General features: G+C 50.6%; 2 protein-coding genes. Both read right to left on the reverse strand.

The features are described 5' to 3' along the window. Positions 1-921: HNH endonuclease family protein (locus tag ACOCD2_RS19440; RefSeq protein ID WP_419625921.1), on the reverse strand; the 921-nt coding region annotated here is incomplete at its 3' end. After that, entirely contained in the window at positions 918-1532 is a 615-nt protein-coding gene (locus ACOCD2_RS19445; RefSeq protein ID WP_419582385.1) for a DUF262 domain-containing protein, read from the reverse strand. The genes ACOCD2_RS19440 and ACOCD2_RS19445, both read right to left, overlap by 4 nt. Between the last annotated feature and the right edge of the window lie 8 nt (positions 1533-1540).

The following is a 1540-nucleotide window of genomic DNA, read 5'->3' on the forward strand; positions in this document are numbered from 1 at the left end:
GCTGCGGTTAGCGTATTCCGAGTTATAACCGGTCAGGGTCAGGTTACCGAGCGTGTGCCGGTAGGTCTCCCAAACATTTTCCCAATCGTCACCAAGTTCCTCTCGCCACACGGTGGGCACTTTTTCAGGATCGTTATCACACTGGGGCAGTATGTGTTCTATCGTGTATTCATCTACTGGCACGCGCTCCTTGCGCCCATGATTCTCCAGCCTTCGTAACCAGTAACTCCGGCTACGGAAGTTATAGAGATCTTTGATCTTGAGCTCACGTTTAAATTCATCGTCCTTCGGAAAACGGCGATAGGACGGCAGTAACAGAAAGGCAGCTTCGAGGCGTTCGAGATAGCGATCTTTCTTCAGCGTCTTTCCCATATTGGCAAACGTCTTGTTCATCGAATTGGTCGGTATGGCACAGACCGCACGACGGAAAACATAACTTTCTATTGTGCGTACCGCCTTGAGGAAGTCTTCTCTGGAAAGAATCTGACTTTGATAGTCGTGATACAGCTCGAGCAGCAATGGATAGGCGACATCGACCTTGAGTTCCCGCAGGTCGTGGAAAGCACGATCGAGCTCTGAATCCTCTTCAGTGCCCAGCGCCATGGCACAGAAATGTCCGGCATAGGCGTGCAACTCCGCAAGCAGCGATTCCACACCCGCATTGGCGACGCTGGATGACCGCGCATGTTTTTTGAACGCGTCATAGACCTCGCCCATTTTGGGAATCTCGCCAGTCCTGACCGTCAGGTAATGCCGCATAAAGCCGTCAAAGTGGGTGGTGTAGGCTTCCTGACCAAAGGCCAGCTCCATCGGCCGCCAATAGCGCTCATAGAGCCGGGTCTGTAGTTCGGATTCCAGGCACATGAGTATGAAGTTGCGAATCAGGTCGGCCTGACTAAGTTCTCGCCCCGTGGAGTTCATACTCTCGAAAATGAGTGTGGGTTATCCTGATCGCGATCAAGCGATATATCGACAACCATCAACTTGGCAATACCCTTACAGACGGTTTCAAGATCCTCTTTCTGACCCACCAATAATTCCTGGAAGAGCTTCAGGTTCTCTGTAATGCGGATTGAATGTTCCTTTGGTTGTGGCGCATCCTTGAGGATCGAGATCAGTGAGGCTTTGTCTGTTTGGGAAAGGATCAATTTGAAGTGGCGCTCGCCCTCCTCTTCTGGATTCAGCAAGTAGTAATTACGCAGTTTCCGGGGAGAAAAACCTTCTATCGGCTCTCCTTCACCGATCGCCGACGCCAATGCAGCGATCAACAGACTGACTGTTGTAAGCCGTTGCTGACCATCGATAACCAGCAACGGCGACTGGGCGGATATTGAATAAAGACCCTTTTCCACATACACGACTGAACCCATGAAATGGGCTGAAATATCATCGTTCTGCCCTGCGCGAAGGATATCGTCCCAAAGTTGCCGCACTTCCTTTTCCGTCCAGGAATAGGTGCGCTGGTAGATAGGAATCACAAACTGTGGTGATTTCTTCAGAAAATCGAGTAGCTTGGCTTCTGTGGCTTTCATTACTTAGT

Source organism: Thiolapillus sp., assembly GCF_048562965.1.
Taxonomy (GTDB): domain Bacteria; phylum Pseudomonadota; class Gammaproteobacteria; order Chromatiales; family Chromatiaceae; genus Thiolapillus; species Thiolapillus brandeum_A.

What these genes read in the sequence shown, in the direction of transcription:
- ACOCD2_RS19445 (WP_419582385.1), bottom strand. Translation starts at nt 1,532, where the DNA reads ATGAAAGCCACAGAAGCCAAGCTACTCGATTTTCTGAAGAAATCACCA.